Genomic DNA, 22,805 nt, shown 5'->3' with positions numbered 1-22,805 from the left:
TCAATGACCTCCGGCACTGCCTTCGCTCTTGATCGGCGAAAGCAAGAAACAAAATGGAATCATGATCAGCGACATTATCCCGCACAGCATAAATACGTCGTTATACGCCAGCACGCGGGACTGGCTGATCATCTCTTGGTATAGCTGCGCTGTGGCCAGCGTCACCGGGTCGCCCACCGCATGGCTGAAATCCCGGATCGCTGCCGCGCCGCGCTGCACCGCCTGGTTGAACTGCTCATCCAGCGGCGTCATGTTTGGTGCGAGGTACGCGCTGTGGGTCTGGGAGCGCTCGGTGATCGCCGCCGTAGAGAGCGAAATGCCGATTGAGCCGGCCACGTTGCGGAACATTGAGAACAGCGCTGCGCCGTCTGCATTCAGCTTGGGTGACAACGTCACAAACGCGATGGTGGTCAGCGGCACAAACAGGAAGCCCAGCCCAATCGACTGCGCGCTGCGCATCAGCACCATGGTTTCAAAATCCACATTCGGCACCAGGCGGCTGGAGTAGATAAAGGAGAGCAGCAGCAACAGGAAGCCAAACGCGATAATCAGCCGCGTCTGCACTTTCGGCATCAGCGCCAGCACCAGCGGGATCGACAGCACAATCAGCACCGCGCCGGGCGACATCACCAGCCCGGAGAGGGTGGCGGTATAGCCGAGTTGCTGCTGGGCCAGTTGCGGCATCAGCACCGAACTGCCGTAGAGGATCATCGCCATCCCTGCCATCAGCAAACTGGCGACAGCAAAGTTGCGATCCTTCAGGCAGTGCAGATCCACCACCGGTTTGCGGGCGTAGAACAGCCAGTAGATCGCGCCCACCAGCCCCACCAGCGCCAGCACTGCAAACAGCACAATAAAGCTGGACTGGAACCAGTCATCATCCTCGCCGCGGTCGAGCATCACCTGCAGGCAGCCCAGCCCCAGGGCGATAAGCCCAATGCCGATGTAGTCGATGCTGAGTTTGCCCGGCTCAAGCCGTTTCTCCCACGGCGGATCTTCCAGCAGTTGGAACACTGCCAGCACCGTCAGCACGCCGACCGGGATATTGATCAAAAATACCCAGCGCCAGCTGTAGTGGTCGGTGATCCAGCCGCCCAGCATCGGGCCGAGCACCGGCGCCACGATAATCGCGATGGACGACAGGCCAAACGCCTTGCCGCGATCTTCCGCTTTGAAGTAGTCGAGCAACACCGACTGTTGCACCGGTTGCAGGCCACCGCCAAAGAAGCCCTGCAAAATGCGGAACAGGATCATCTGCCAGAGCTCGGTGGCGATGCCGCACAAAAACGAGCAAATCGTGAACATGCCGATGCAGATCAGGAAGTAGTTTTTGCGGCCCAGCGCCCGGCTGAAGAACGCCGACAGCGGCAGCACGATGCCGTTTGCCACCAGATAGGAGGTGAGCACCCAGGTGGACTCGTCATAACTGGAAGAGAGCGACCCGGCGACGTGCGGCAGCGCCACGTTAACGATGGTGGTGTCCAGGATCTCCATAAACACCGCCAGCGTCACGACCAGCGCGACGGCCCAGGGGTTACTGGCGGGTTTCCATTGACGGTCGCCACTCATTCCACAGTCACCTTCGGCACCACGGAGAGGCCGAGCGGCAGCGGGAATTCAGGATCCAGCCCGCTGTCGAGGACAATCTTCACCGGCACACGCTGCACGATTTTCACATAGTTGCCGGTGGCATTTTCAGACGGGAAAGCGGAGAAGCGAGAGCCGGAACCCTGCTGGATGCTGTCCACATGGCCGTGCAGCTCCATGTCCGGGTAGGCGTCTACCGTGACCACCACTTTGTCGCCGGGGTTCATGTGCTCAAGCTGGGACTCTTTGAAGTTGGCGGTGACCCAGACGTCACGCGATACCAGCGAGAACAGGGAGGAGCCGGCCTGCACCAGCGTGCCGAGCTGGACGTTACGCTTGGTGACGTAGCCGTCAAACGGCGCGCGCACTTCGGTATAAGAGAGGTTGAGGTTGGCGGTTTCCAGTTGGGCATTGGCCTGCGCCACCTGTTGCCGGGCAGCCTCGACATTGGCCGCGGCCTGGCGGATTTGCAATTGCACCTGGGCTGCGACCTGCACCTGCGCTTTGGCGTTTTCCAGTTCCGCATTGGCGGAGCGGAGCTGCGCATTGGCGGCATCGATATTGCGCTGGGTCGTGGCACGCGGGTCAACGCCGCGCTGGCGTTTGTAGTCCGCCTGCGCATTCACCAGGTTCGCCTCTGCCTGCGCCTGTTGCGCTTTGGCCTGCGCCAGTTGCGCCGGGTACTGGACTTTTGCCAGGGCGAGCTGCACTTCGGCCTGATGCAGCTGGGACTGTGCCATACCCAGTTGCGCCTGGGCGCGGTCACGTTCCGCCACGGCGTCACGCGGGTCAATTTTCACCAGCAGCTGGCCTTTTTTCACCGGCTGGTTATCTTTTACCGCCAGATCGGTGATATAGCCGGAGACTTTCGGCGCAATGGTCACGGCGTCGCCTTCGGTAAAGGCGTCATCGGTGGTGACCTGATTGCGGGTCATAAACCACCAGACCAGCGCGACCACCACCATCACGGCCACCACCACGCCGAGGATGATCAACGGTTTCTTGCCGGGGCGTTTGCGGGTGTTTTCCCCGTCGTCCTGCTCGTCGTTGTTCTCCTGGTTATCCGATTTTTTATCAGCCCGGTCAGAGGGTTTTTTATCCTTTCCCGCGCCGTTATCGTTCTGTTGTTGGGTTCCCGGTTTACGCGCCTGATCGTCCTGCGCGGCAGCGTCCTGTGACGCGTTATTTTTATCGCTGTTCATAGGTCTCATCTGTTATGGCAGCAAACCGCTGCACCAATTCATAAAGAAAGTGACTCTTTCACCCTAGAGCGTACTGCGCACTTTGCAAGTTGACCTCTGGGAAAAGCCTGAATTCGCGAGGGGATAGCACTATTTGTCAATCTGTGTAAAGGGAGAGGGGGATTGGCCCGGCTTGCTGGCCCTGCACCCGCGGGCATGGTGTACGCGGTACGGCAGCGTTTCTTTTTTGATTGAGGTGAGTTGCGTTGGCATACGCCCGGCGTCTTTCTCCGGCTCCGCTGCCGCCACCGCGCAAGGGGCGCGTAGGCGCGCGCCCCTTGCATCCCCGCGCCCTGGGTGCCCCGGCTGAATCATTGCCCGCTACCGCGTGTTCCCTCACTCCGCCTCCGGGCTAATCGGACCGCCGCAGACACGCTCCCGGCGTGACTGCGACTCTCGCGGACGTCCTGTCCGCTCGCCCGGCCCTGCGTCTCCATTCGGCAATGATTTTTACGCCCCCACCACTTCTGCAAATTTATGGGTATGTAAGGAAATGGTAGGTGGGCGAAGGCCTTGGCATCCTGCCCGCTCACCCGGCCCTGCGTCCTCGTCGGCAATAATTTTAATGCCCCCACCACTTCTGCAAATTTGTGGGTATGTAAGGAAAGAGTAGGGGAAGGATTTAAATCACCCAATTTTTTGTTTATTTAGCCTTATTAAAATCATGTTTAAGCGCCTTGATATAGTCATCTGTTTATTAACAGGCGTATTGTTAGGGTTCTTTTTTTAATGAAAGGGATGAAAAATGGCACTGCCAATTTATTTGTGGCTGGAAAATTATTTATCGGGAGTGGGTAAGGAAAGAGTTAATATAAAGAGAAAGAGCGTGGTGCCTGACAGGGTAATTAACTTGTGTGGAAAGTGCTCCTTATTTAAGCATGAAATAATCCTCTTCTGCACACTGCTGTTTTCGGGTGTTGTAAGCGCCGCAGGGCCGGATTGCTCGGATATCAATAGTTGGCCAACACAAATAACGGCAAATTTGCTGGCAAAGTTTGGTATTAAAAGTGAAAGCATCATCTTCGAAAAGACCAAAACTGATTTACTGGTTTCCGCAGAGATAACGAAGAAACAGGCGGAGGCTTTGATTAAAAGAGAAATTGAGCGTGCTGGCCGGATAGGCTTATCAAACGCTCCTCATCTTTTTGATGATATCTATCTTTCCCAGCCTATTTATAAACAGATTTACAGAATCCAGTTTACTGGTAAAAATAATCAATTGTTCCGTTTTATGACTACAACGCTTGCCTCTGATGAAGAGTGCTCCATCAGCGTTGAAGCGATTGCCCGTGTTGATGATGAATTGTTATGGCCGCTTTAAATTATTGCCGAGCGGAGCCGCAAGGCCAGTCAATCATACATAACACCTAAAAAATCCCACCTACCATTTCCTTACATACAAAAATATATGCAGTCTGGTGGGGGCGTAAAAATCATTGCCGAGTGGAGACGCAGGGCCGGGCGAGCACACAAGGATGTGTGCGAGAGTCGCAGCCACGCCGGGAGCGTGTCTGCGGCGGCCCGATTAGCCCGGAGGCGAAATGAGGGGACACGCGAGAGCGTGCAATGATTCAGCCGGGGTACCGAACGTGCGCGGGTGCAGGGCGAGCGCACCGGCGCGCCCTGCTCGGTTGAGGCGCGAAAAGTCGGGTAGACAAATACACATGAGCAACCGAAACCTTCCACAAAAACCCTTAAAAGCCGTACCGCGTACACCATGCCCGCGGGTGCAGGGCCGGCAGAACACAGCCGGATCACTCCCCGCTCTGCGCCGCAGGCGCACCATACCCGCCCCCTAACGCCACAATCAGCTTCACACTTGTCACCCGCTGGTCTGCCAGCAGGGACAGCAGGCTCTGCTGCTGCGACAGGCTGGTCGCCTCGGTCGTCGCGACGTCGAGGTAGTCGATCATCCCGGCCTGATACTGGTTATTGGTCACACGGGCGGACTCGCCGGCCGCGGCGGCGGCGGCGCGCTGGGCGGCGATCTCACTCTCCAGCGTGTGCAGTTCCACCAGGTAGTTTTCCACCTCCTCGAAGGCGCTCAGCACACTCTGGCGGTAAGCCGCGACGCTGGCGTCATAACTGGCCTGCGCCTGCTCCACGCTGGCGCGCGTGGCACCAAAGTCCAGCAGGGTGCCGCTCAGCTCAGGGCCGAGCGACCAGACGCGGTTCGGTGCGGAAATCAGCTTATGCAGCGTCGAACTGCTGTAACCGCCGCTGGCGCTCAGCGTCAGATCCGGGTAATACCCGGCGATCGCCACGCCCACCGCCGCATTGGCCGCGGCCATATTGCGCTCGGCGTAGGCGATGTCCGGGCGGCGCTCCAGCAACTGGGAGGGCAGGGCCGCCGGGATCGGCGGCAGGGTGGCGTCTGCTTTCGCCACGGCCAGGGTGAAATCAGCCGGTGGGCGGCCCATCAGCACCGCGATGGCGTGCTCAAGCTGGGCGCGCTGCCACTGGAGATCCAGCGACGAGGCGCGGGCGCTTTCCAGCTGGGTCTGCGCCTGCGCCAGCGTGGCGCGTGACTCGCTGCCGGCGCGGTATTTGTTCTCAATCACCCGCAGGTAACGCTGGTACGCCTCCACGCTCTGCTGATAGAGCGCGATCTGCTGGTCCATGATGCGGAGCTGGAAATAGTCCTGCGCCAGGGAGGACTGGGCGCTGAGGGTGATGTTCGCCAGCTCAGCGGCGCTGGCCTGTGCGCTGGCGCGGTCACTCTCCAGCTGGCGGCGCAGTTTGCCCCACAAGTCCAGCTCCCAGCTGGCGCTGACCTGCGCCTGGTGGCTGTTGCTGATACTGTTGCCGTTGGCCGATGAGGCGGCCCCGCTGGCGCTGCGGCTGCTGCTCACCGTGCCGCTTACCGTAGGGAAAAAACCGGCCCGCGCGCTGGCGACCAGCGCCTGGGCCTGCCGGTATTGCGCCTCATACTGCGCCACGTTCTGGTTGGAGATCTGCACCTGCGCCAGCAGGCTGGAGAGCACCGGATCCTGGTATACCGCCCACCAGTCGCCTTTGGCGGCCGTGTCCTGCGGCGTGGCCTGCGTCCAGCCTTTGGCTTCCTTGAACTGGGCGGTCATCGGCGCAGAAGGGCGCTGGTAGTCAGGGCCGACGGTGCAGCCGGCCAGCAGCAGCGTCAGCAGCGCCGGGATAAACGGGGAAATTTTCATGCTCATTCAGGGTGTCCAGTTGTTGCCGGGCGGTGGCGCAGGCGCTGCCACAGCCGTTTGGTACGGGCGCTCAGGCGGTCCATATAGAGGTAAACCACCGGCGTGGTAAACAGGGTCAAAAGCTGGCTCAGCGCCAGGCCGCCGGCGATCGCCAGCCCCAGCGGGCTGCGCAGGTCAGCGTCACCGCCGCTGCCAAGCGCCAGCGGCAGCGCGCCGAAGAAGGCGGCCAGCGTGGTCATCATAATCGGCCGGAAACGCATCAGGCAGGCCTGCACAATCGCCTGTTCCGGCGTCAGGCCGCGGTCACGTTCCGCCGCCAGCGCGAAGTCGATCATCATGATGGCGTTTTTCTTCACAATGCCGATCAGCAACAGAATGCCGATCAGCGCAATTACCGTAAGCTGGGTGCCGGTCACCAGCATCAGCAGCAGCGCGCCGACCCCGGCCGAAGGCAGGGTGGAGAGGATGGTCAGCGGGTGGATGTAACTCTCATACAGCATCCCGAGCACGATATACACCGCCGCCAGCGCGGCCAGGATCAGCCACGGCATACTGGCCGTCAGGTCGCTGAAGGCTTTTGCCGTGCCCTGGAACCCGGCCTGGATGGTGTCCGGCAGGCCGATTTTCGCCATCGCCTCGTCAATCACCTGCTGTGCCTGCTCCAGCGACACGCCGTCCGCCAGGTTAAACGCTACGGTGCTGGTGGCGGACTGCCCCTGGTGCGCCACTGACAGCGGCGCATTGGCGCCGCTCAGGCGGGTGAAGGCGGCCAGCGGCACCTGCGCGCCCTCATCATTCACCACATACAGCGAATGCAGGATCGCCGGGTCACCGGTAAAGTCCGCGTTGAGGTTCATCACCACATGGTACTGGTTCAGCGTTTTGTAGATCGTCGCCACCTGCCGCTGGCTGAAGGCGTTGTTCAGCATCGTATCCAGCGTGTTGACGTCCACCCCCAGCCGGGTCGCGGCGTCACGGTCGATGGTCAGCATCACCTCCTGGCCGCCGGTCTGCGAATCGCTGTCCACGCTGGTGAGCTGCGGCAGCGCCTCCAGCGCCTTTTTCACTTTCGGCGTCCAGACCCGCAGTGTGTCGAGTGAATCGGCCTGCAAGCTGAACTGGTAAGAGGCGTTGGCGCTGCGGCCGCCGATGTGCAGATCCTGCGCGGGCATCAGGAACAGCTGCAACCCCGGCTGGCTCATGCCCTTCATAGTCAGCCGGTTGGCGACCTCGGTGGCGGTGGCGTCACGCTTGTCGAAATCTTTCAGGTGCACAAAGAAATTGGCGCTGTTGCGCGAGCCGAACGCGCCGCTGCCCATTGAGGACATCACACCGTCCACCGCCGGGTCAGCCTGGATCATCTTCGAGAACTCCTCCATTTTCGGCTTCATCGCCTGGAAGGAGGTGCTCTGGTCGGCACGCAGCATCCCCATCAGCAGCCCGGTGTCCTGGTTCGGGAAGAAGCCCTTCTGCACCACGCTGTAGAGGAACACATTCAGCACAATGGTCAGCAGCAGGCTGAACAGCGTCAGCCGCTGGTGGCGCATCACCCAGGTCAGCGCCCGGCTGTAGATCGCCAGCAGGCCGCTGAGGCCGCGTTCAATCGCCTGGTAGAGCGGGTGCGGGCGCTTCTCCACGGGGGGCTTGCGCCGCAGCAGGCGGGAGCAGAGCATCGGCGTCAGGCTCAGCGACACCAGCATCGAGATAACCAACGACACGGTGAGCGTCACGGCAAACTCGCGGAACAGCCGCCCGACGATGCTGCCCATCAGCAGGATCGGCAGGAACACCGCCACCAGCGACAGCGTCATCGACAGCACGGTAAAGCTCACCTCCTGCGCGCCTTTCAGTGCCGCACGCACCGGCCCCAGCCCCTCTTCGATGTAGCGGGTGATGTTCTCCAGCACCACGATGGCGTCATCCACCACAAAGCCGGTGGCGATGATCAGCGCCATCAGCGACAGGTTGTCCAGGCTGTAGTCCAGCAGGTACATCACCGCGCAGGTGCCGATCAGCGAGACCGGCAGCGCCAGCGCCGGGATCACCACCGCTTTGACGTTACGCAGGAACACAAACACCACCGCGATCACCAGCAGCACCGCGATCAGCAGCGTCTCTTCGGTGTCGCGCAGGGAGGCGCGGATGTTGGGCGAACGATCCACCACGATCTGCAACCCGACGTCACCCGGCAGCGTCTCACGCAGTTCCGGGATCAGCGCCTTGATGGCATCGATCGTTTCCAGCATGTTGGCCCCGGCGGAGCGGGTCACGCCCAGCATCACCGAACGCGACTGGTTGTAGTAACCGACGTTGTAGTTATCCTCCACCGCGTCATACACCGTGGCGACATCGCCGAGGCGCACCGCTTTGCCGTCCTGATAGCGGATAATCAGCGAACGGTAGGCTTTCGCCTTGTCGAGCTGGCCGTTGCTGTCCACCACCCAGGATTGCGCGCTGCCCTGCAAAATCCCTTTCGGCTGGTTGCTGGTGGCGTTGGCGACTGCGCTGCGCACCGTGTCCAGCGACAGGCCGTAGTGCGTCAGCCGCTGCGGTTCGAGGTCGATGCGCACCGCCGGCAGCGCACTGCCGAGCAATGACACCTCACCGACCCCCTGCACCTGCGCCACTTTCTGTTTGATCTGGCTGGAGGCGAGGTCATACAGCTCGCCGCTGGTGCGGGTCGCGGAGGTGAGCGCCAGCATCACCACCGGCGCATCAGAGGGGTTGGCTTTGCGGTAGGTCGGTAGCGACGGCATGCTGCTCGGCAACAGGCTGCGGGCGGCGTTGATCGCCCCCTGCACATCGCGCGCTGCACCGTTGATGTCACGGTCCAGCTCAAATTGCAGGATAACATTGGTGGAGCCCTGCGAACTGCTGGAGGTCATCTCGGTGATGCCGGCAATCTGCCCCAGCGCCCGTTCCAGCGGCGTGGCGACGGTGGCGGCCATCGTCTCCGGGCTGGCACCCGGCAGGCTGGCGCTCACCATAATGGTGGGGAAATCGACCTGCGGCAGCGGGGCCACCGGCAGCAGCCGGTAGCCGAGCGCGCCCAGCAGCAGGATCGCCAGCGTCAGCAGCAGCGTCGCCACCGGGCGGAAGATAAACAGCCGCGAGATGTTCAGCGGCCGCGCCCGGCGCGGTTCACGCGGTTCGCTCATCGTGCCCCCTGCGGGCCTTTACGCCGCCAGAGTGCCCGGCCGCGGATCGCCAGCCGGTCAAAGTAGAGGTAGATAACCGGCGTGGAGAACAGCGTCAGCACCTGGCTGAAGATAAGCCCCCCGACAATCACCAGCCCGAGCGGCTGGCGCAGTTCCGCGCCGGAGCCGTGCGCCAGCATCAGCGGCAGGGCGCCGAGCAGCGCGGCCATGGTGGTCATCAGGATCGGCCTAAAGCGCAGCAGGCAGGCCTGGTGGATCGCCTCACGCGGTGACAGGTGCTGTTTCTGCTCCGCCTCCAGCGCGAAGTCGATCATCATGATGGCGTTCTTTTTCACAATCCCGATCAGCAGAATCACGCCAATCAACGCAATCAGGCTGAACTCCGTGCCCGCCAGCAGCAGCGTCAGCAGCGCGCCGACCGCCGCCGAGGGCAGGGTGGAGAGGATGGTTACCGGGTGGATAAAGCTCTCATACAAAATGCCCAGCACCACATACATGGTCAGCAGCGCCGCCAGGATCAGCCACAGCGTGTTGCCGGTGGCGCTCTGGAAAGCCGCGCTTTCGCCCTGGTAGCGCAGGGTGATGCTGGACGGCACCTTAAGCTGCCGGCTGATGTCCGTAATCGTCTGCTGCGCCTCTTCCAGTGAATAGCCCTCGTTCAGGTTGAAGGAGAGCGTCACCGCCGCGAACTGGTTCAGCCGGGCGTGCACCAGCGCGCCGGTGCGCTGGTGGATGGCGGCAATCGAGGTGAGTTTCACCATGCCGTTGGTAGCGCTGGTGCTGGTGCTGGTGGAACTGCCGCTGGTGCTGCTGTCCGTGGTGGTTGTGCTGTCAGTGCTGCTGTCGCTGTTATTGGTCGCCAGGTAGATATCATCAAACGATGCCGGCGACTGCTGGAAGCGCGGCGCAACTTCCAGCACCACGCGGTACTGGTTCGACTGGGTAAAGATGGTGGAAACCAGCCGCTGGCCGAAGGCGTTATACAGCGCGGTATCGACGTCCGCGGCGGTGATGCCGTAGCGCGCCGCCGCGTCGCGGTTCAGCTCCACATAAGCCACCTGGCCCTGATCCTGCAGGTTGCTGACCACGTCGCGGAACGCCGGGTTGGCCGACATCGCCGCCGCCAGCTTCGGTGTCCACTCCACCAGGTTTTCACTGTCGGCATCGTCCAGCGTGAACTGGTACTGGCTCGGTGTGACCTGATCATTCACCGTGAGATCCTGCGACGATTGCAGATAGAGCTGGATGCCCGGCACCTGCGCCACCGCCTGTTTCAGCTCGTCAATCACCACGTCAGCGCGTTCGTCCCGCTCATCAAAGGGTTTCAGGTTGATCTGTATCCGCCCGCTGTTGAGGCTGGTGTTGGTGCCGTCAATGCCGAGCGTGGAAGAGAGGCTCTCCACCGCCGGGTTTTTCAGGATGATGTCCGCCAGCGCCTGCTGGCGGCGGCTCATCTCCTTGAACGACACATCCTGCGAGGCCACGGTAATGCCCTGGATAAGCCCGGTGTCCTGTGCCGGGAAAAAGCCTTTCGGCACCACCAGGTAGAGCAGGGCAGTGAGCGCCACCGTCGCCAGCGCCACCAGCAGCGTCAGCCGCTGGTGGTTGAGCACCACCGTCAGCAGGCGGTCGTAACCGGCGATCAGCCGGTCAAACACCTCGCCGCCCTTGCGGGAGAAGCGGCTCTGCTGTGCTTCCGGGATATGGCGCAGCAGGTAGGCGCAGAGCATCGGCGTCAGCGTCAGGGAAATCACCATCGACACCAGAATCGACACCGCCAGCGTAATGGCGAACTCGCGGAACAGCCGCCCGACCACGTCACCCATAAACAGCAGCGGGATCAGCACCGCGATCAGTGAGAAAGTCAGCGAGATAATGGTAAAGCCGATCTGCTTCGAACCGTTGAGCGCCGCCTGCATCGGCGTTTCGCCCTGTTCCAGCCGCCGCGAGATGTTCTCCACCACCACGATGGCGTCATCGATCACAAAGCCGGTGGCCACGGTCAGCGCCATCAGCGACAGGTTATTGACGCTGAACCCGGCGAGGTACATCACGCCGAAGGTACCGACCAGCGACAGCGGCACCGCGATGCTGGGGATCAGCGTCGCGGCGAGGTTGCGCAGGAACAGGAAGGTCACCATCACCACCAGCGCAATCGACAGCACCAGTTCGAACTGCACGTCACTGATGGAGGCGCGGATGGTCTGGGTGCGGTCAGAGAGCACCGACACGGTGACGCCGTCCGGCAATGCGGCCTGCAACGCCGGCAACTGTTTCTTAATCGCGTCCACCACGGCAATCACGTTGGCGCCCGGCTGGCGCTGCACACTGATCACAATCGCCGGCTGGCGGTTGGCCCAGGCGGACTGGTAACTGTTCTCCTCCGCCTCGGTGATGGTGGCGAGATCCCGCAGCCGCAATGCCGCGCCGTCCTGATAGGTCAGGATCAGGTTGCCGTACTCCTCAGCGGTACGCAGCTGGTCATTGGCATCAATGGTGATGGAGTGGTACTGGCCGTCAAAGCCGCCTTTGGAGCCGTTGACGTTGCTGTTGCCGATAAGCGTATTGACGTCTTCCAGCGTCAGGTTATGCGCCGCCAGCGCCTGCGGGTTCATCTGCACGCGGATCGCCGGCTGGTGGCCGCCTGCCAGCGTCACCATGCCGACGCCGGAGATTTGCGACAGCTTCAGCGCAATCCGGGTGTTCACCAGATCCTGCACTTTAATCAGCGGCAAAGAAGGCGAGGTGGCTGCCAGCGTAATGACGGCGCTGTCCGCCGGGTTGACCTTTTTATAGGTCGGCGGGTTGGGCAGGTCGCTGGGCAGCAGGCTGTCGGCAGCGTTAATCGCCGCCTGCACTTCCTGTTCCGCCACATCCAGCGAGAGATCCAGGCTGAATTTCAGCGTAATGATCGACGCGCCGCCGGAGCTGGTGGAGTACATCTGGCTCAGCCCGGCCATCTGCCCGAGCTGGCGCTCCAGCGGGGCCGTGACGGCAGAGGCCATCACATCCGGGCTGGCACCGGGGTACAGGGTGGTCACCTGGATGGTCGGGTAGTCCACCTGCGGCAGTGCCGAGGTGGAGAGCATCCGGTAGGCAAACAGGCCGGAAAGCAGGATCGCCGCCATCAGCAAAAGGGTGGCGACCGGCCGCTGGATAAACAGGCGGGACGGGTTCATCGCGCGGCGTTCCCGTCAGCGGCCGGGGAGGCGGCATCCGTGGCCGGGGCTTTCTTGTCCGTGGCCGTCGCCGGTTGGCCACCGGCTGCCGGGGTGGCACCGGTGGACGCGGCCTGTGCGGTGACCACGCGCACTTTCGCGCCGTCCTGCAGGCGGTCAATGCCGGTGGTGACCACGCGGTCGCCCGCGGCGACACCGGAGAGGATCGCCTGCCAGGTGTTGCCGAACGCCGGGCCGCTTTTCACCGCTTTGCGGGTCACGGTATTGTCTTTGTTCACCAGATAAACGAAATCGCCGTCGCTGCTGAGCTGCAACGCCTGCGCCGGGATCACCACGGCGTTTTTCAGCGTAGTGGTTTGCAGGCGGATATTGACGAACTGGTTCGGGTAGAGCTGCTCATCCTGGTTGTCGAACAGCGCTTTGAGCTTGATGCTGCCGGTGGCAGTGTCGATCTCATTGCTGATAAAGCTCAGTTTCCCTTGCGCCAGCACGCTGCTGCCGTCCTGGTCGATGGCGGTGGCGGGCAGCGTTTCGCCCCGGTGCAGCGGCTTCAGCACGGTTTGCAGGCTGGCCTGCGGCACGCTGAAGGTCGCGGCGATAGGCTGGGTCTGGGTCAGGGTCACGATGCCGGTGGTGTCACTGCTGTGCACCATGTTGCCTGCATCCACCAGCCGCAGGCCGACGCGGCCGCTGACCGGCGCGGTGATGCGCGTGTACTCCAGGTTGAGCTTTGCCGCCTCAATCTGCGCCTGATCGGCCTTGATGGTGCCGAGGTACTGGCCGACGGTGGCGGTCTGGGTTTCCAGATCCTGCCGTGACAGCGAGTCCTGCGCGTAGAGCGTTTTATAGCGGGCGAGGGTCAGCTGCGCGCTTTTCAGCAGCGCCTGATTTTCCGCCAGCGCCCCCTGGTACTGCGCCAGCGTGGCCTGATAGCTGCGCGGGTCGATCTGCGCCAGCAACTGCCCGGCCTCCACCTGCTGCCCTTCGGTGAAATAGACCTTCATCAGCTGGCCATCCACCCGGCTGGTGACGGTGACGCTGGCATTCGGCACCACGGTGCCGAGCGCGGAGAGGTAAACCGGCACATCCGCCTGTTTCGCCACGCCTGCCTGTACCGGCGTCGCCATGCCGCCGCCCATCATACCGGGGCCACCCATGCCGCCTCCCATCCCGCCGGGGGCCGACGGCTGGCGGGAAAAGTAGAGCCAGCCACCGGCAATCAGCGCGATGACCAGCAGGAGAAGAAGAAAGTTACGCCGGGAAAACGGGGAGTGTGCGTGGGATTTCATGCCGGTGCCGAATTGTCCTGTAAAAAAAGAAAAGCATTATGCCAAGGGCCGGGGGGCCGGTTATAGGCCGCAGACCGTAAGCATTGCGTAAAAATGTGTGGCTAACAGATTAGCATGGTTTGTGTTTTCGCCCTGGAAAAAGCGGGCCGACGCGCCGGGCGCTGCGTGCGCAGGGCGGTGTGGCGCGGGGTTTTAGCAGAAAAACCCCTGTCCGCGCCATCAGATAAGCACGCGAATCATCGTTTTTTCATGAAGTATGCTGAAAAAGCAGCCAGACCGGCCGGTCTGGCTGGGGGAAGCGGGTTATTTGGCGGCCAGCACGGCGTCATGCAGGTTCAGGCGCTGCCAGAAGTTCTGCTCACCTGCGCCGCCGGAGAGCGGGTAGCCGTCCGCCAGGGCAGTATGGCGCATCAGGTCACGGCGGGCGGCGGCACTGAGCTGCGGCAGCGGCGCTTCCAGCAGCACCTCTGCCCCGGCCGGCACCTGCAGCGGCGTGGCGGCGGCGGTGGCCTTCGGCAGGTCGTAAGTCATGGTGAAGCGGTAGAAGCTGCGCATCGCCGGGGCGGTGTACGGGTCATCCTGCCCCTGGGGGGCCGCACACTGCGCCAGGCTCATGCCGCACTCTTTTTCCAGCGCGCTGCGCAGTTCGGTTTTCGCCTGCTCAAACAGCGTGCGATAGGCCGGGTCATTCAGGTAGTGGGCGACATTGCGCTCGGCAATCATGCGCGAGCCCATCACATCCAGCGGGTAGTGCACGCCCAGCACCACGCGGGAGAAGCCGTAACGCGCCCCGCGATCCAGCAGCGGCACAAAACGCTCCGGGATCATCTCCGCCATCAGCAGCGCATCAGTGTAGCCGGTGTTGGTATGGCCGCTGGGGAACGCCCCGCCATCGGCGGTGTAGGGGTGGCCGTCGGCGATCACCACGTTATCCGGCACCAGATGGATGCTGTTGCCGGTTTGCAGGAACGGGCGTGCATAGTTGAAATGTTTTTTCGCCGCGCCGGTGCTGACTTCGCTCGCCTTGATCAGTGCGGCAGCCTTGCCCAGCTCACCCTTGTCATAGGCAGTCAGGAACGCCTGGCCGAGCCGTGGCCCCATCGCGTCCGCCAGGAAGTAGAGGTAGCTGATGCCCTCGGCATCGGCCAGCGCCTGATGGCGTTCGCCCTGGGTGGCGTCACGGTTGATGGCGGTGACGGTCTCCAGGCTCTGTGTTTTAACGGCCGCCGGCAGCGCGTTGAACGGCTCCAGCAACGCAATCCCCGCCTGCTGGTTGGCTTTTGTGCCGAAGTCATAGCCGCTGGCCTTGAGCCAGGCGGTGTCTGCCTGTTGGTGCTGCTTCGCCTGCTCCAGCTGCGCGCGGGTCAGGGCCGGGGCGGTGCCCTGGATAGCGTGCTGCAAACCGGCCAGCATGGTGGCCTCCAGCGACACAAACGCCGGGGAGTCCGCCGCCGGGGTGGTGCTGTCGACAATCGGGGTGAGGCGGGTGACATCCGGGGCGGCCTCAGCGGCCTGCACGGCCAGTGCGGCCAGCAGTGCGCCGGCCATCAACGTGCGGGAAAAGCGCATGATTTAAGTCCTTGTTAAGTTTACCTTGCCGCCAGCAGGGTAAACCGCCCGGATGACGTTTTTATGTCAACGCAACACGGCGCTGCGCTAACCCTCTATTATTCTGTGCAGCCTTTGAACGGCCTTATCTTTTCCTGGAATGCGCTGCGCATTTCAGCGACGTATGACTTGTTGCGAGGTGGGGGGAGCCGATAACATTCTTCCTGTTCCGGCACTGCGCGCCGGGGCATTAAGGAGAAACCATGAAAAATTTACGTTGCATGATCTACCCGCAAAACGGGGTGATAGTCGCCATTTGTCTGGACCTCTCATTGGCGGCGCAGTCGGATTCAATGCAAAAAGCCAGGGATGCGCTGGAAGAACAGATTGCGGATTATCTTCAGGAAGCCGGTGCCGAGCCTGAGCACACCGAGGCGATGTTGCGCCGCCGTGCACCGTTCAGCCTCTGGGTAAAGTACTACCGCATTGCACTCTTGATGAAACTCAACCTGCCCAAAGGGCCATCTTCGGTCTTTACCGAACCTTGCCCGGCCCTGTAGCACCATGTTTAACGCCAGGGTCGGCACCTTAACCTATGCGGAACTCGCCAGGGCGCTGGCGGATATGGGGTTTGTATTACAGCCTAAAGGGGCCACCGGCCATGAAAAATGGATCCGCTATAACGCCCAGGGGAAAAAGCAGGTGGTGACGGTGTCTAAACATACCGCCCCCTTTGCCGCCGATTTGATCAAAGCGATGGCAAGGCAGGCGGAGGTGAATCACCGGAAACTTTACGCGTATTGCAAAAAACAGATCACCCTGCAGCAACTGGAACGCACCTGAGCCGGCAGCGCCGGTTTGTTACCGGCTGGTCGTCAGGTTGCCCGGCATCACGCAGGGGGCAGAACACTCACAGCCACCCGGCGCGCCGCAGTTTCAGGTAGAGCCAGAGGCAGCCGACCACCGTGATGCCGAGCGTCAGCGGGTAGCCCCAGCTGGTGTCCAGCTCGGGCATATCTTTGAAGTTCATGCCGTAAAGGCTGAACACCACCGTGGGCAGCGCGAGGATCGCCCCCCAGCCCGCCAGCCGTTGCACCACTTCGTTCTGGTGCACCGACACCAGCGCCAGGTTGACGTGGGTGGCGTTGGTCAGCATTTCGCGCATGTCATCGGTCAGCATGATCACCTGGTGCGCGTGGTCCTGCACGTCACGCATGTAATCGCGCAACTCCTTCGGCAGCAAGCCGTCATGGTGCAGTAGCTGGCCGCAGATGTCCTGCATCGGCACCGCCGCGTTGCGCAGCGAAAGCAGGTGGCGGCGCAGGTGGTAAACCTGCCGCACCGCTTTCTGGTCAAACTCGGTTTTAAACATGCGGGACTCAATCTCCTCGAACTGGCTGGAAAACTCGCCAACGATGCCGAGGTAGTTGTCCACGATGAAATCGAGCACGCAGTAGAGCGCGTAGCCGGGGCCGCGCGCCAGCTGCTCCGGGCACTGCTCGGCGTGCTCGCGCACCTTGGCGTAGCTGGAGGAGGCGCCGTGGCGCACGGTGATCAGGAAGTTTTTGCCGTAAAAGAGGTGGGTTTCGCCATACTCAATGCGGTCGCGGATTTTCTGCGCGGTATGCGCCACGATGAAAAAGGTGTCGCCGTACTGCTCGATTTTCGGCCGCTGGTGGGCGGTGAGGGCGTCCTCAATCGCCAGGTCGTGCAGGTTAAATTCCTGCTGAATGTGGCGCAGGTAATCGTTGTCCGGTTGCCATAGCCCGAGCCAGATAAAGGTGTCCGGCGCGGCCAGCATCTCGCTGATGTTCTCGGAAGTGACTTCGCCCACCGCTTTGCCGTTGCGGTAAGCCATGCTTTTTACCCTCTGTTCCGAGGGCTGTTGTTGGTCATTTTTTGTGTGCATAACGTCCTGACACTGTTGGGAAATAGGGGATCCTCCCCACAGCGTAGCCTGAATTGCCGCACTTTGCGTGACAGCCCGGTAAGCAGACGTGGCAAGTTGTATAAATTTATGACATCAGGCTTCCGGCACGGCGTCCGGCCGCAGCAGGGCGCTCACGGCTTCCGGCAGCATCGGCCGGGCCAGGTGGAAGCCCTGCACCCGGTCACACCCGGCGCGGTGCAGCCAGGCCAGGGTGGCTTCATCCTCCACGCCCTCCGCCACCACCACATATTTCAGCATATGCAGCATACCGATGATCTGCTCGACGATGATCCGGCAGTCGGCATCATACTGCAGCGGGCGGATCAGGGACTGGTCAAGCTTGATGACGTCAACCGGGATCCTTTTCAGGTAGGTCAGGTTGCTGTGGCCGTTGCCGAAATCGTCCAGCGCCAGCACAAAGCCCGCCTCGCGCAGCCGCCGCAAACAGGCGAGCGCCGCCGGGCTGCCTAAAATTTTCTGCGTCTCCAGGCACTCGATCTCTAAATCCGCCGGGGTCAGGTCATGTGCTTTCAGCTGCGCCAGCAGCCGGTCAACAAAGTCAGGCTCGGCAAAGTTACTGACCGCCACGTTGACTGCCACCGGCAACATAATGCCCTGGTTGCGCCACTGGCGGAGCTGGCGCGTGGCCTGGGCGATCACCCATTGGGTGAGCGGGCGGATAAGCGTGGTGTTCTCTGCCAGCGGCACAAACTGCGCGGGGGAAACCGCGCCGAATTCCGGGTGCTGCCAGCGCAGCAGCGCCTCGGCCCCCACGGCGTGGCCGCCTTTGACATCAAATTTCGGCTGATACATCAGGTAGAGGCCGGTGTCACGGTCCAGGCACTCCACCAGATCGCTCAGCAGGCGGAACGCCCTTTTTTGCGCCTCGTCACTCTCCTGACGGTAGGGCATCAACGGCATCTCCTGGTCGATGGCGTCATGCAGGGCGCTCATCGCTTTGCGTAACACCTGCTGCGGGGCCGCAACCGGCACGCGGAAACCGGTATAGCCGATGTGCATCTCGAGGCGGATCGGCACCGGCAGGCTCAGGCCGGCGGGCAGGGATTCTGAGCACTGCATCAGCGTGTGCAGCACGGTTTCACTGCGAGCCTGCGGCACCCACAGCGCAAAACGGCCGGTGGCCACGCAGTAGATTTTCTCCTGCCCACAGAACGCCCGGTGCAGGGCATCGCCGATTTCGCACAGCATCTGCTCCACCATCGGCATCCCCAGCGAGCGGCCCATTTCATAGGCGTAGGTGATGTTGATGCAGTCAATCAATACCAGCACGCAGTCCGGCGGCCCGCTCAGGATTTCATGCAAATCCGCAATCAGCCGCTGGCGGTTGGGCAGGCCGGTCACCGCATCCACCAGCCCCACGGCGCTGCGTGACTGCAACAGCGCCATCACTACTGCGGCCATCTCCTGCAGGGTGCGGCACTGCTCGGCCGTAAAGGTGCGCGGCTGGTAGTCGATCACACACAGGCTGCCGATCGCCACGCCGTCGTCGGTGGTCAGCGGCGCACCGGCATAAAAGCGCAGCGGCTGTTCCGGCTGGCGGGCCAGCGGCAGGCGGTAGAACCGTTCATCCAGCCAGGTATCGGGGCAGACCAGCACCCCGTCATTATGCAGGGTGTACTGGCAGAAGGCGTCGTCGCGGCTGGTTTCATCCAGCGGGAAGTTGGTTTTGGCTTTGATGCACTGCTTCTCATCAGTGATCAGGGTCACCAGACAGGTAGGCATATCCAGCATTTTGCAGGTCAACGCAGTAATTTTATTCAGGATCTCATCCTGGGAGGCGTCAAGGATCTGAAGATCTTTTAACGCCTGCAAGCGGGGTTGATCATCCTGGCGGACAAGGCTGGACATGGTGGTTACCTTAGGTACGTGGCTGGTCATTACAGCCTGTTCCGCAAAAAATACAAGAAGAACGTGGAAATAAGCGCCGAAAGCAGGGAATAAGGCAAATTCCATAGAGGAAATGCGGCGAATTTCTCTCTGTGCGCAGTGCTGAGCCGCGGAGGGAACAGAGAAGCACGCGATCGCGTTGAGACGTTCACCCGCAACGGCAGCCCCTTTGCCGTTATCTCTCGGCTATGCTTTCTTTACACCCGCGCCACCGGGCGCAGCCCCTGGAGAAACCCCATGCCGCAGATTGTGCTGACCCAATACCGAGAGAGTGCCGCAGATGAGATCGCCGGGTTACAGGCCGATCTCGCCACCCGCGGGATCGAACTGCATCTGCGCCGTGCGCCGCCGGGCGCCCCGGTGACCATTGAACTCACCACCCCGGCGCTGGTGGTTGTCGCTTTTGCACAGACATTTCTGGCGGCCCTGGTCGGCGAACTGGCGAAAGATGCCTACGACTGGCTTAAACAGCGGCTCGGCGGTTTTGCCCGTGAGGTGGCCGCCCAACAGCCCGCGCGCGAAGGGATGCTGAAGAACGACGTCGCGCCGCTGGCGCTGGACGCGGACACCCCTGGGGCCCATTTCCGGCTGCCGTTGCCGGTGAATGACCCGGCGTTTGCCTATGAGGCCGCCGTGGCCGCCTTCCTGGAGTTTGCCGTGGCCTGTCAGGCGGGGCGCGCCACGCTGGATGACCTGGGGCCGGGCGCGGCGGAGCACCCGGACGGGGTAATCCGCCTGCGCTATGATGCCACCGCCCGCCGGCTGGTGTGGGACGACCCGGTCGCCCCGGTGCTGCGCCGCCCGTAGCGCCGGGCGGCCTGCACCGCTTACACCTGTTTGCTCATATTGTGGCCGGTGATGTGGTAGCCACAGGCCTCATACAGCTGCCGGGCGCGCGGGTTGTCCGCCGCCACCCGCAGCCGCACCTCGCTGATGCCCCCGGCGGCCAGCTGTGTTTCCAGGTCGGCCAGCGCCTGCCGCCCATGCCCTGCACCGCGGAACGGCGGCAAGACCAGGAAATCCATGATGAAGGCATTGGTTTCATTACGCTGATACCAGAGGTAGCCCACGCATTCGCCCTGATGTTCAATCACCAGCAGCACCTGCCGTTCCGTCTCCACGCCCTGCGGCAGCACCGCGTGCAGGGCCTGTTGCGCCTCTGACCGCGCCCGCAGCGCGTCGAAATCATAGTTGGCGCTGAGGTCATCGGCGTATTCCGCCAGAAACAGCTGCGCCCAGGGCGCGAACTCCGGTTCGGTCATTTTTCGTAGCATCGGCCTGACTCCATAGGGAAAAACGTATTGTGACGTGCGGCAGCGGCGGTTGTCGCGGGCTTTTTGCGGCCGCACCCGGCAGGCAGAAAAAAGCCGCCCCGGAGGGGGCGGCTGAGCGGGGTTACGTCAGGCTCCTGCGCCGGTCAGGCACAGTGCTCCAGCGCAATCGGCACATTTTTATAGGCCGGGATGCCGCTCTCATCGTCATAGCTGTTGAGCGGCACCAGCACGTTGCCTTCCGGGTAGTAAGTCGCCACCGAGCCGGGGGCCATGTCATGCACCACCACCGTCAGGTTATCCATCCGGCGCGCGGTCGGTGTGCCGTCCGGGGCCAGCGCCACCACGTTGACCTTGTCACCCACGCGCAACCGGCGGCTTTCCGCTTCATCCGCGTTGATGAACAGCACATCGCGGCGGCCGGTGACGCCGCGGTAACGGTCATTCATGCCGTACAGCGTGGTGTTGTACTGGTCATGGCTGCGCAGGGTGGTCAGCACCAGGTCATGCCCCTGCGCCGAACGCGGGTCTTCGTTAATCCCGTGCATCACAATGAAATTGGCCTTGCCGCTTGGGGTGTTCCATTTGCGCTCCGAGGCGGCGTTATAGAGCCGGAAACCGCCGTGATTCATGATGCGTTTGTTGAAGTCCTTGAACGCCGGGAACACCGACTCAATCGCATCGCGGATGAAGTGGTAGTCAGACACCAGCTTGTCCCACGGCACCACGGTATTGGGCAGGGAAGCCTTCGCCAGCGCCGCCACCAGCGCGGGTTCTGACTTCAGGTGCGGCGAGGCGGGTTCCAGCGACCCGCGTGAGGCGTGCACCATCGACATCGAATCCTCCACCGTCACCGACTGGTCGCCGGAGAGCTGGGTATCACGCTCGGTGCGGCCAATCACCGGGAACAGGTAGGTGTGCTTCGCCACCGCCAGGTGCGAGCGGTTCAGCTTGGTGGCCATATGCACCGCCAGATCCAGCTTGCGCATCCCCTCGAAACAGGTTTCCGGCTCCGGCATAGCGACCGGCAAATTGCCGCCGAGGCAGAACAGCGCTTTGGCTTTGCCCTCGTGCATCGCACGGATGGTCGCCACGGCACCGTGGCCATGTTTGGTTGGCGGGGTGAAGCCAAACGTGCGCTCAATGCCGTCCAGCAGGGCCTGGTTCGGGATCTCGGTAATGCCCACCGTGCGGTCGCCCTGCACGTTGGAGTGGCCGCGCAGCGGGCAGATACCGGCACCTTTCTTGCCGATGTTGCCGCGCATCAGCATCAGGTTGGCGAGCTGCTGCACATTCTTGGTGCCGTACTGGTGCTGGGTGATGCCCATGCCGTAACAGAGGATGGTGCGCTCCGCTTTGGCGTACAGGCGGGCGATGTGCAGGATGTCTTTGTGGCTCAGGCCGGAGACGCGCTCAATGTCCGCCCAGTCAGTCGCTTCCAGGTCCGCTTTCAGCTCTTCGAAGCCCTGGGTGTGCTCGGCAATAAACGCCTCGTCAATCACCCCTTTTTCGCCCTTGCTCAGCGCCTCGTTGTGCAGCGACAGCAGCGATTTCATGATGCCCTTGACCATCGCCGCGTCACCGCCGACCCGCACCTTGTAGTAGGTGGAGGAGAGGCGGGTTGAGCTGAGCGTCAGCATCTCCAGCGGGCTTTGCGGGGAGGTAAAGCGCTCCAGCCCGCGCTCCTGCAATGGGTTAAACGCCACAATGGTGCCGCCGCGTTTCGCCACTTCCCGCAGCGTGCCGAGCATCCGCGGGTGGTTGGTGCCGGGGTTATGGCCGACACACAGCACCAGATCGCAGTGGTCGAAATCTTCCAGTTCCACCGTGCCCTTGCCGACGCCGATGGAGACCGGCAGCCCGACGCTGGTCGGCTCGTGGCACATGTTGGAGCAGTCCGGGAAGTTGTTGGTGCCGTATTCGCGCGCGAACAACTGGTAGAGGAAGGCCGCCTCATTCGAGGCGCGGCCGGAGGTGTAAAACTCCACGCTGTCCGGGTCATCATAGCCCTGCATCAGCGCGCCGATCTCCTGGAAGGCGGTGTCCCATTCGATGACCTGATAAGTGTCAGTGTCGCGATCATATTTCATCGGATGGGTGAGGCGCCCTTCGTTTTCCAGATCAAAATCGTGGCGTTCCCACAGTTCTTTCACCGGGTGCGCAGCGAAGAAATCCGGCGTGGCGCGTTTGCCGGTGGCCTCCCAGGAGACCGCTTTCGCGCCGTTCTCACAAAACTCAAATGACGAGGTGTGCAGCGGGTCGGGCCAGGCACAGCCGGGGCAGTCAAACCCCTGCGGCTGGTTCATCCTGAACAGCGCAATCACATCCTGTTTCACTGCCATCTGGCCGCGGATCGCATCCGCCACCGCTTTCAGTGCGCCCCAGCCACCCGCTGAGCCGCCATAAGGGGCAATCCCAATCGCTCCATTCTTCTCTTTCATCTTATGCTCTCACTCTTGCTTTCAGAAACGATTAGGAAAATTGTAGTGCATGTTAAGAAAATCACCCGGCAGCATGAAAAACC

The 22,805-nt window shown here is 62.1% G+C and carries 15 protein-coding genes; 4 read left to right on the top strand and 11 right to left on the bottom strand.

All coding sequences use genetic code 11. From position 1 onward, the window contains the following. On the bottom strand, window positions 1-1,569 hold the full coding sequence (locus JK232_RS01755) for a DHA2 family efflux MFS transporter permease subunit (RefSeq protein ID WP_072928363.1): 1,569 nt from the start codon (window positions 1,567-1,569) through the stop codon (window positions 1-3). Continuing rightward, a complete protein-coding gene (locus JK232_RS01750) occupies window positions 1,566-2,789 on the bottom strand; it encodes an HlyD family secretion protein (protein ID WP_101855220.1) in 1,224 nt (407 codons plus the stop codon). Before JK232_RS01750 ends, JK232_RS01755 begins: the two co-directional genes overlap by 4 nt. A 784-nt stretch (window positions 2,790-3,573) precedes the next feature. Here JK232_RS01750 and JK232_RS01745 point away from each other — a divergent pair. Next, window positions 3,574-4,149, top strand: coding sequence for a hypothetical protein (locus JK232_RS01745; RefSeq protein ID WP_101858074.1), 576 nt, complete (start codon window positions 3,574-3,576; stop codon window positions 4,147-4,149). A 433-nt stretch (window positions 4,150-4,582) separates the two neighbouring features. Here JK232_RS01745 and JK232_RS01740 read toward each other — a convergent pair whose 3' ends face one another. The 5 genes from JK232_RS01740 to JK232_RS01720 form a co-directional block, all read right to left on the bottom strand. Then, window positions 4,583-5,998, bottom strand: coding sequence for an efflux transporter outer membrane subunit (locus JK232_RS01740; RefSeq protein ID WP_101828809.1), 1,416 nt, complete (start codon window positions 5,996-5,998; stop codon window positions 4,583-4,585). 2 nt (window positions 5,999-6,000) lie between these two features. After that, window positions 6,001-9,120 carry a multidrug efflux RND transporter permease subunit gene (locus JK232_RS01735; protein WP_276515046.1) on the bottom strand — a complete coding sequence of 1,040 codons (3,120 nt, stop codon included), beginning with the start codon at window positions 9,118-9,120 and terminating at the stop codon, window positions 6,001-6,003. A 32-nt stretch (window positions 9,121-9,152) separates the two neighbouring features. Next, window positions 9,153-12,335 carry an efflux RND transporter permease subunit gene (locus tag JK232_RS01730; protein WP_212588691.1) on the bottom strand — a complete coding sequence of 1,061 codons (3,183 nt, stop codon included), beginning with the start codon at window positions 12,333-12,335 and terminating at the stop codon, window positions 9,153-9,155. Next, window positions 12,332-13,624 carry an MdtA/MuxA family multidrug efflux RND transporter periplasmic adaptor subunit gene (locus tag JK232_RS01725; RefSeq protein ID WP_101835833.1) on the bottom strand — a complete coding sequence of 431 codons (1,293 nt, stop codon included), beginning with the start codon at window positions 13,622-13,624 and terminating at the stop codon, window positions 12,332-12,334. Before JK232_RS01725 ends, JK232_RS01730 begins: the two co-directional genes overlap by 4 nt. Window positions 13,625-13,927: 303 nt before the next feature. Continuing rightward, window positions 13,928-15,193 carry an acid phosphatase gene (locus tag JK232_RS01720; protein ID WP_101828812.1) on the bottom strand — a complete coding sequence of 422 codons (1,266 nt, stop codon included), beginning with the start codon at window positions 15,191-15,193 and terminating at the stop codon, window positions 13,928-13,930. A gap of 242 nt (window positions 15,194-15,435) precedes the next feature. Here JK232_RS01720 and JK232_RS01715 point away from each other — a divergent pair, with 242 nt between their 5' ends. Together JK232_RS01715 and JK232_RS01710 are read left to right on the top strand one after the other, a co-directional pair. Then, window positions 15,436-15,732, top strand: a complete 297-nt coding sequence (locus tag JK232_RS01715; RefSeq protein WP_072928369.1) for a DUF1902 domain-containing protein — start codon at window positions 15,436-15,438, stop codon at window positions 15,730-15,732. Between the two features lie 4 nt (window positions 15,733-15,736). Beyond that, entirely contained in the window at window positions 15,737-16,015 is a 279-nt protein-coding gene (locus tag JK232_RS01710) for a type II toxin-antitoxin system HicA family toxin (RefSeq protein WP_101855162.1), read from the top strand. 67 nt (window positions 16,016-16,082) lie between these two features. Here JK232_RS01710 and JK232_RS01705 read toward each other — a convergent pair whose 3' ends face one another. Together JK232_RS01705 and JK232_RS01700 are read right to left on the bottom strand one after the other, a co-directional pair. Beyond that, entirely contained in the window at window positions 16,083-17,081 is a 999-nt protein-coding gene (locus JK232_RS01705) for a magnesium and cobalt transport protein CorA (protein WP_072928371.1), read from the bottom strand. A gap of 114 nt (window positions 17,082-17,195) precedes the next feature. Further along, a complete protein-coding gene (locus JK232_RS01700; RefSeq protein WP_212588690.1) occupies window positions 17,196-18,971 on the bottom strand; it encodes a sensor domain-containing phosphodiesterase in 1,776 nt (591 codons plus the stop codon). 276 nt (window positions 18,972-19,247) lie between these two features. Here JK232_RS01700 and JK232_RS01695 point away from each other — a divergent pair, with 276 nt between their 5' ends. After that, complete coding sequence (locus JK232_RS01695; RefSeq protein WP_212588689.1) at window positions 19,248-19,817, top strand: hypothetical protein; 570 nt, start codon at window positions 19,248-19,250, stop codon at window positions 19,815-19,817. Between the two features lie 20 nt (window positions 19,818-19,837). Here JK232_RS01695 and JK232_RS01690 read toward each other — a convergent pair whose 3' ends face one another. Next, complete coding sequence (locus JK232_RS01690; protein WP_212588688.1) at window positions 19,838-20,284, bottom strand: GNAT family N-acetyltransferase; 447 nt, start codon at window positions 20,282-20,284, stop codon at window positions 19,838-19,840. Between the two features lie 143 nt (window positions 20,285-20,427). Continuing rightward, on the bottom strand, window positions 20,428-22,722 hold the full coding sequence (locus JK232_RS01685; RefSeq protein WP_101828816.1) for an FdhF/YdeP family oxidoreductase: 2,295 nt from the start codon (window positions 22,720-22,722) through the stop codon (window positions 20,428-20,430). Between the last annotated feature and the right edge of the window lie 83 nt (window positions 22,723-22,805).

The sequence above is a fragment of the Nissabacter archeti genome (assembly GCF_018257325.1).
In the GTDB taxonomy this organism is placed as follows: Bacteria; Pseudomonadota; Gammaproteobacteria; order Enterobacterales; family Enterobacteriaceae; genus Chimaeribacter; species Chimaeribacter arupi.
The sequence above is the reverse complement of the archived record's forward strand: the minus strand, read 5'-3'. Positions and strand labels throughout refer to the sequence as shown.